The following is a 7,836-nucleotide window of genomic DNA, read 5'->3' on the forward strand; positions in this document are numbered from 1 at the left end:
CGTGTCGGTGCGGTAGATGATTTGGCGACGGGTCAATCTACTTTTATGGTGGAGATGAACGAGACGGCGAATATTCTCAATCACGCAACGGCGAAGTCTCTGGTTCTGTTAGATGAGATTGGTCGGGGGACGGCTACGTTTGATGGTCTTTCGATTGCTTGGGCGGTGGCGGAGTATCTTGCCAGTGAAATTCGCTCGCGGACGATTTTTGCCACTCATTACCACGAATTGAACGAACTTGCTTCAATTTTGCCGAATGTGGCAAATTACCAGGTGACGGTGAAGGAGTTACCCGACCAGATTATCTTTTTGCATCAGGTGCAACCGGGAGGCGCTGACCGTTCCTATGGCATCGAAGCAGGGCGGCTAGCAGGTTTACCCGCACCCGTGATTCAACGCGCCAAGCAGGTGATGAGCCAAATTGAAAAGCATAGCAAAATTGCTATCGGGCTGCGCCAAGGCGGGCAGGTAGAGGAATCATCTACCTTCTAGGGAGGAAATGCATACTTCTGTTTTTTTGGCAAGATTATTTTCCCCATACTCAGTCCACTTGATAAATAATCAAGTGGGACTAAAATCAGTAAATCTTTATACAAAATTGCTAACAATTCAGTAGTTTCTGGGTTTCATTTAGGCACCTAGAGGGCGCACATTAGTATTAGGGATCGGGCACCGTAGTTCTACTAAAAAAAGATTAATTAGGGAACTTATTTGCAGGGTGTTAGTGTCTGAATTCCTATCAACCAGTACGCATTAGCACTTTTCGTAGCAACTCTAAATGAGTTAGCGTTCCGAAAGGTGGCATCTCCAAAAGGAGATTCGCAGCATTAACGAGAAGGCTCGCTTCAGGAATTAGGGAAAAGCAATCTGCAAGTCAATTCATACTTAATTTGCCGGAACCTTTAACTTTTTCCGGAAATTGTAAGCATCTGGGTGCATATTCTACCAATACAATTAATGCCCTTTGTAATAACAGCACCCCTGTCAATGTTTGCTATGGAAGAAGTTACTACCCCTGCCTCTCCCACAGAAACTATCGCTCAAAAGGCTAGCCAGCTAAGTCTAATTGTTCAGGCTTTGGTGTTGACGGGCATTTTATCTTTGACCGCTACACTAACGCTCCCCAATCGCAAAGTTACGATTTCAAATCCTCGTTCTGGGGTTAGTTTATTAACATCGGTTCAGAATGCGGTTTTGCAGGACGTGTCTCAACATTCAGGGTTGCCAAAGTCGGCGCTAAACATTGTCCAAACTCAACCGCAAACTTGGTCTGATGACTGCTTAGATATTAATAACTTGGAGGTGCTTTGCACCGAGATGCAAGTTCCTGGCTGGCAAGTCACGGTAGGGAATGGGCAACGCCGCTGGATTTATCGCACAAATGCATCTGGCTCGATGGTGAAGCTGGCTCAAGGCGTCACACCCAATCAATAGAGCGGAAAGTAGGGAAGGTTACTGGCGATCGCTATCGAACGTATATAATTCGTGCATCTAGCCTCAGCGATCGCAATGCGTAATAGATACTTTTCGCACTGGATTGGTCGGGAAATGACCCCGCTAAAATGTAATTTCCTAAATTTGACTTGGCGATCAATGCATCGGGTACGCACTGACGCACTTGTTCCAGCGTGGCTTCACTTCCGGAGGGAACCACGACCACATAGTGATATTTAGGCAGGCGTCCCAGAACGATTAAATTCCCTTCCTGACGAGTATTAAAACCGGGTCTTTGCGATATATTCAGCAGCTCGGAACAGGGCGATGCTTGCACGCTTGACGCTTGCAAATTCCAAATAATCCAACTAACCGCAGCTAATATAATCAACTTACTTACTTTAGGAAAAGTTTGAAAATTAGCTGTTAGTTTGTTGTCAGCGATCGGTTGTGTAAAAGTGGGTTTAATCAAGATATCTGCTAATCGCGAGTAGATGCACAAATCCTCTTCAAACGGTGAAGTTAAAAGAAATTTCACGCTGGGTGTGCCGCTTTAGGCTGAAATATTCAGTGGGGGTACGATCGCTTCCGCTGGATCTGCCAAGTTGACCTTCTCTCCCTGGATGCAATAAATAATTGTTGCCTGTTCTCGTCCCCGCAGTTGAATGGCGCGGACAGCAGGCCCGTGATAGCGATCGCTTGCATAAGCAAATGTACTGCCACTGACAATCATTTGGTAGGGGTTGTGAATTTTTACTTCTTTATTCATCGGTTCCAGTCTGGCGGCAACATTGACGGTATCCCCCAAGACTGAATAATTCAGGCGTCGGGAACCTCCCACACTTCCGGCAACCACTGGACCTGTGTGAATGCCAATCCCTATCTCAATCGTAGGCTTGTTAGCGTTGTGGAAGCGCTGGTTGAGCTTTTTGAGTCGTTCCTGCATCGCAATTCCTGCCGCGATCGCATTTAGGGCGTCCTGTTGAATTTCTTCCGGCGTGGTGTGCGAAAACGGAATCCCGAAAACCGCCATAATTGCATCCCCAATATATTTGTCGATCACACCACCACGATCCATGATGCAATCTGTCATGGCGTCTAGGAACAGGTTCAGCCACTCGATTAATTCCCCCGGCGGTAGTTTCTCGGAAATACTGGTAAAACCCCGGATATCGGCGAATAAAACCGTGACCATCATTTCTTGGGCTTGCAGCTTCCCTTTGTGGAAGATTTCGTCTTTCCGGTGCCAAATGAGGTCAGCCATTTCTGGCGCAACGTGCTTGGCAAACAAACTCATCAGTTGTTGCTTTTCATATTGTTCTCGCAGCTGAACGCCGATCCCAGCAGCGATCGCGGTTCCCACAGGTGCGACGATGGGCAACCACCAGCCATCGTCGATGAAGGCACTCAGGGCAAAGATTACCCAACCACTCGGTAACAAAATAGCGATCGCCATTCGCGCCCACACTCCCTGTTTTAACAACAGCCAGCTAGTAATCGGGGCAATCCCCAACAACAAGAGCATTACTGTTGTTTTAGGCAGCGTGTGCAGCAGCTTGTCGTTCAGCAAGTTATCAATTAACGCCGCATGGAGATAAACTCCAGCCGTAGGAGGATTTTGATTGTAAGGCGATCGCAAGCGATCGATAGCGGTTGCCGTGACACCGACTAAAACAAACTTATTAGCGAAGGCTTTCGCATCAACTTTGCCTTCCATGACTGAGGCATAGGAATAAGTAGAAGCACTTTGGCTTGGCCCAGGCCAGTTAATCCAGACATCTTTACGCCTCTGAACCGCAGCCAGATGAGGCAGGGACACCGCCTCTGGTGCCTCTAGCAGCATTGCTAAACCGAGAGCGGGTTTGGTGCCAAAAAAGAGGGCTGCCTGTCGGCTAATGCCGTCTGCGTCGGGATTGTGCCAAATTTGACCTTCCCCAAGTGCCGCTTTTTTTAATTCGGGTAATACTTCCAGAGGTTGCCCGCGATTGTCCCAAGCCGTTGCCAAGATGACATTGCCAGATTTAGCGATCGCTTTGGCAAATTTCTCATCCCCTTGGCCTGGATCGACGAACAACACATCGAAACCAATGACTGCTGGAGAGGCTGGTTCTAGCTTCTGCAACAATTGGGCATAGCGATCGCGCGACCAAGGAAATTTCCCGTATTTCTTTAAACTCGCATCGTCAATCGCAATCACCGCGACCCGACGATCCCAATTCGTCTGCGGTAAGATACTGGCGCTACGAGCTTGAAACAGCGCACTGTATACAAGCCGTTCCAGGGGTTGCCATGCCCCTATCTGCCATAACCCGACAGACAATAAACCGACCATTGCGCCCGGAACGATTGATTGACTGCTAGAAATAAAACGCTGATTTTTTTTAAACCAATTTTTGATTAACACGTTGATTCCATCAAAAACATCAACCATCGTGATTGCTTGCCTGGAAACATACGGACTTTTCCCAAGCGTTCCGCACGCTCACCGGATGGTAAATGCCCCTGATGGAATACTGAATTTATCGCGATTCTCTATTCTTGGATGCAGTCCAGTTGAACCCCGCCCCTGTCCTTCCCCTTGAACGAGGCTACCGTGTATACACAAGTCTTCTTGAACTTGCAAGTCCCGTTTTGATCCCCCCAACCCCCCTTGAAAAGGGGGGCGAATTAAGTCAAAGTCCCCCTTTTTAAGGGGGATTTAGGGGGATCAATCAACGTTTTGCCAATTAATCAAAGATGTGTATACACCGTAGGGGTTGGGGGTGAGGTTACGAGTGTGTATATATGCACTAAGAGTGAGAACTGCTACAAGCTTGATTCAGACAAAACGCGATCGCATCACGAGATACGCGATCGCGTCACAGTATTGGCGCTTTCAAGTTCTTTGACGACTTCTCCAGTAACTCATGCCCTTGAGAATTTTCACCTCACTCGTGCGGAGGATTTTGCCAATTGATTCGCGTTCCCAAGCTCAGATTGAGAACGCGAATTCGTGGGTTGCTGCCTCGTTTTTTCCGACTAAAAAGGAGAGGAAAAGGCTATCCGATAAAAATTATTGATTCACAGGATTCTCCGATGTCCCCGCACTATTCGGAATTTCCAATTCATAAACTTGTTGATTGCCCAAAGGATTCCGCACGACTAATCTCAGCTGCCGATTAGACGGGATTGGCACCACCGTATCGAGTTGTCCCTCGCCTCCCGTATCCACAATCTGATTATTCACTAACACTAAATTGATTGGGTCTACCGTTCCAGTGACTCTAACTTGACCATCGCCTGTCACCGAGAGAACCTGTAATTTCAGTCTCGTGTCACCTGTTGTCACCTTGGGAATCGTTGGAGCCTGTCCCGGAACAATTAAAGCAGAATACCCCGGCTCTACCAACACAGTTTTCCCTCGCGCACTAAAGGCTACTTTGCCTCGGATAGTTGAAAGCCCAGTTTTCCCATTGGAACCGACGGTGACGCCAAATTCTGTGCCTCTCGTCCCAGCAACGCCCCCAGGCGTCTCCACTTCAAAGCTAGAGTTAGGGTTAGTAAAAGGTCGTACTTTGGCGCTGACCTGTCCCTTATCCATATAAAGGCGCGTTTGTTTGCTACCATCCTTACTTGTCTTTAAAGTCTTGACTTGCACGTTGGTGTTTTCGGAAACCTGAACCGTACCGATGCCATCTTCCATCGCCAAAACAGCACTGGCGTCGAAGTTGGTGCTGAGACTACCGGATGCCTGCAAGCGATCGCCAACTTTCACTGGCTTTCCTTGAGTTGTTACCGTACCGTTCGTTTCTTTGACTTCTATCGAGCGTGGACTAACCGCAGCTCGAACACTTTCGGAGATAAACGATAAGGAAGTAAGGACTAAGCTACCGGCTAACAGGGATAATCCTAGTAGGGTGACTGGAAAAACAGGGAACTTCATAGAGAATCGGGAGCCATAACGGGTGAACGCAAAGACGATTTAAGGACTACTGAAAGAAAAAAGGTTTCTACAGCAACTTTGGTATGATTCTTCGCTTGCAACAATTTCAAATCAGGATTCTGACAGCTTCTCGCCGTTCCTGGCGGCAGTTTTTTTTGAGTTGCCTCTTGACACTGGTTGTTTCTTTCAGCTGCCTGCTGGGGACGCCATCAGCTTTAGCGGGTATCAACGACGACAACTTTGACGGGAATGTTTTTCTCCTCTATGGCGGCAATGCCTCGCTGGTTCCCCCGCGAGTGGCATTGGCAGATTCTCTTAAAGGAGGTAAACCGGCATTGTTGGTGTTCTACGTGGACGACAGTAGCGATTGCAAGCAACACGCAATCGTCGTTTCGCAGCTTCAAGCTTTTTATGGTCGAGCCGCTGATTTCATCCCCATCGACGTAGATTCGATTCCAGTACAATCCAACTTTACACCTACGGAACCGGGCTACTACTACGAAGGCCTCGTCCCCCAAACAGTCTTGCTAAACCAGAAGGGCGAAGTTGTCCTCAACCAAAAGGGTACGGTGGCGTTTGAGAAAGTAGACGATGTTTTCCGTGAAGTGTTTAACTTGTTACCTCGCTCAGAATCGGTGGAGCTGAAGCGGCGACTCGTGAATGAGTTTAATACGGAGTTAGCCAAGTAAGTGGAGTTTTGTGGGTGGAGAATCTTGACTGTTTCAATTTCCGACAGGCGCGATCGCTCAACTCACAAGACAAAATCCTTGACAAATTTAGCAAAATGTTCGTTTGCTCTCACTTCTTCAGTTTCTTCAGTAGCAAAAAACTCGATTCCTGCTCAAAAGGGGTGATTCAAAGTTTTGTGCAAATACTAAACTTCTATCTTGAGCTGTAATCTAAATCATATTAAATCTCTAGCTATAGATTGAGTTAGGTGCTGTTTTGAACCAATAACCTGAGTATCAAATAGCAGCAATCTTAACCATGAATTCTTCGATTTTTTCTCAAGCCTGTCTTTTACCGTCTGCAATCATTGACTTATCTGCCAAAGTTGCTGAATCAGGTCAGATAACAATTACAGACCGTTGCGTACTCAGAACAGCACTGCTTGAAAATTCTCTCAGCGAAGATGAACAACTTTTGCTGAACCGAATGCTTTATGCGGTTCGTCGGGGACGTCTGGCGCTGGTTAATGAATTTTAGCTTCATGAATGTAAATCTTGATTATTCGGTACCTTTTTTAATCGTAATTACTGCGACTCTCTCTGAAATTATTGACTTTTGAAAAAGAAAATTATTCCTTATCTCCATTGGTCTATTCGCTACCAAGTAGTAGGAATTAAAAATCGACGATTGCACTAATGATTAGGGTCATCTACTACCATAAGCCGGTCTTTGGTAGCGCCTGTTAGCGAGTTGTTCGCGACTTTGGCGACCAATTTGACCATTCACTAGAGGCAAAGACTTTTGCGGGTAGTTCATTCAGTACTTCGGCTGGAGCATATACCTGATACAGGTCAATACAGCAGCCGCACCCTTCGTTATTAGACAAATATCGGATCTTGCCTTTCCACTTCTTAATCCATTCCTTGACTAACTCTTGTTCGGGTGTTTTGGCATTAACACAAATGCTGGCTTTCGGCATTGAGATTTTCTCCAGTCAGAGGAATAGATAATACTGAACTGATAAAGCTTTAAGAAGTAAAAGTTCTACACAAAATCGGTCGTTATTTTTTGCTGTTTCATTGGGTCTGCCTTTATCTAGCAATCCTAAATGATTTCTGAATGAGAGATCCCCGACTTCGAGAGAGAAATCGGGGATCTAAACCGTTGGAATTTAACAGAAGGATTACTATCTGCTAACCGGATGCGATCGCTCTCATCTGGCTGTCGTTCCTTGTCCAGTTGAAAAGCTCGCCTTTTCCCAATTTTAGGGTTAGCAGCGGGAACAAAATTAGACGATTTGCGATCGTATTTATTTATCTAGCTTAATCCGGTATCCGCGCGATCGCTATGCTAGAGATTTTCCAGTTGTCTTAAGGCGGTTCTCTGAACTCGACCTTGGCTTGTTTCGAGGAAAATTTCTCTGGCGAAATTTAACCGATCTCACCCAATTGGGTTATTCCATCGTAGGAAGTTGAGACCCGGAAAATAGAGCGAATATATGCCACAAAGAAAAATATTCTCTGACTTTTAAATTTCCTTGAGGGGAAAATTATGAAAATTGGAATGCACACCACAGCACGCTCTCTCAGATCTGCTGCTACGGTTACTGTATTATCTGCACTGATAATTGCTCCAGTCGTCCTATCAGCAAATCCTGCGGCTGCTGAGCCTGACAGAGGACGGAGGGAGCAAACCTGTTTTTTGGGGATTTGTTGGGATCGAGGAGAGTCGTCAAGGCAAGACGATTATGACCGAGATGATGACTATCGACGCGATCGGCGTAACGACGATTATGACTATCGACGCGATCG

The 7,836-nt window shown here is 46.5% G+C and carries 9 protein-coding genes and 1 pseudogene; 5 read left to right on the top strand and 5 right to left on the bottom strand.

Annotated features, from left to right (window positions below; translation table 11 throughout):
- Both H6F50_RS14760 and H6F50_RS14765 read left to right on the top strand, forming a co-directional pair.
- Window positions 1-492: pseudogene (locus tag H6F50_RS14760) on the top strand (DNA mismatch repair protein MutS); the annotation flags it as partial.
- 504 nt (window positions 493-996) lie between these two features.
- Window positions 997-1,434: a hypothetical protein gene (locus H6F50_RS14765; RefSeq protein ID WP_190429281.1), complete on the top strand. Its 438-nt coding sequence runs from the start codon at window positions 997-999 to the stop codon at window positions 1,432-1,434.
- A 31-nt stretch (window positions 1,435-1,465) separates the two neighbouring features.
- On the opposite strand, the gene H6F50_RS14770 is transcribed toward H6F50_RS14765, so the two are convergent.
- Entirely contained in the window at window positions 1,466-1,972 is a 507-nt protein-coding gene (locus H6F50_RS14770; RefSeq protein WP_190429282.1) for a hypothetical protein, read from the bottom strand.
- 15 nt (window positions 1,973-1,987) lie between these two features.
- The gene (locus H6F50_RS14775) at window positions 1,988-3,865 is read right to left on the bottom strand and encodes an adenylate/guanylate cyclase domain-containing protein (RefSeq protein WP_199292175.1); all 1,878 of its coding nucleotides are present in this window, start codon (window positions 3,863-3,865) and stop codon (window positions 1,988-1,990) included.
- A gap of 345 nt (window positions 3,866-4,210) precedes the next feature.
- Here H6F50_RS14775 and H6F50_RS14780 point away from each other — a divergent pair, with 345 nt between their 5' ends.
- Complete coding sequence (locus H6F50_RS14780) at window positions 4,211-4,390, top strand: hypothetical protein (RefSeq protein ID WP_190429283.1); 180 nt, start codon at window positions 4,211-4,213, stop codon at window positions 4,388-4,390.
- 96 nt (window positions 4,391-4,486) lie between these two features.
- Here H6F50_RS14780 and H6F50_RS14785 read toward each other — a convergent pair whose 3' ends face one another.
- Window positions 4,487-5,356 (bottom strand): FecR family protein, encoded by an 870-nt coding sequence (locus H6F50_RS14785; protein ID WP_190411378.1) that lies wholly within the window; start codon window positions 5,354-5,356, stop codon window positions 4,487-4,489.
- 83 nt (window positions 5,357-5,439) lie between these two features.
- Between H6F50_RS14785 and H6F50_RS14790 the strand changes: the two genes are divergently transcribed.
- Both H6F50_RS14790 and H6F50_RS14795 read left to right on the top strand, forming a co-directional pair.
- Window positions 5,440-6,045 carry a thylakoid membrane photosystem I accumulation factor gene (locus H6F50_RS14790; RefSeq protein WP_190411379.1) on the top strand — a complete coding sequence of 202 codons (606 nt, stop codon included), beginning with the start codon at window positions 5,440-5,442 and terminating at the stop codon, window positions 6,043-6,045.
- A gap of 298 nt (window positions 6,046-6,343) precedes the next feature.
- Window positions 6,344-6,562, top strand: coding sequence for a hypothetical protein (locus H6F50_RS14795; RefSeq protein ID WP_190411380.1), 219 nt, complete (start codon window positions 6,344-6,346; stop codon window positions 6,560-6,562).
- Window positions 6,563-6,767: 205 nt separating this feature from the next.
- Here H6F50_RS14795 and H6F50_RS14800 read toward each other — a convergent pair whose 3' ends face one another.
- Together H6F50_RS14800 and H6F50_RS14805 are read right to left on the bottom strand one after the other, a co-directional pair.
- A complete protein-coding gene (locus H6F50_RS14800; protein WP_190429284.1) occupies window positions 6,768-7,004 on the bottom strand; it encodes a hypothetical protein in 237 nt (78 codons plus the stop codon).
- Window positions 7,005-7,628: 624 nt separating this feature from the next.
- Window positions 7,629-7,836, bottom strand: a 208-nt coding sequence (locus tag H6F50_RS14805; protein ID WP_190429285.1) for a hypothetical protein, incomplete at its 5' end; no start/stop codon positions are given.

This window comes from Coleofasciculus sp. FACHB-712 (assembly GCF_014695635.1).
Lineage (GTDB): Bacteria > Cyanobacteriota > Cyanobacteriia > Cyanobacteriales > FACHB-T130 > FACHB-T130.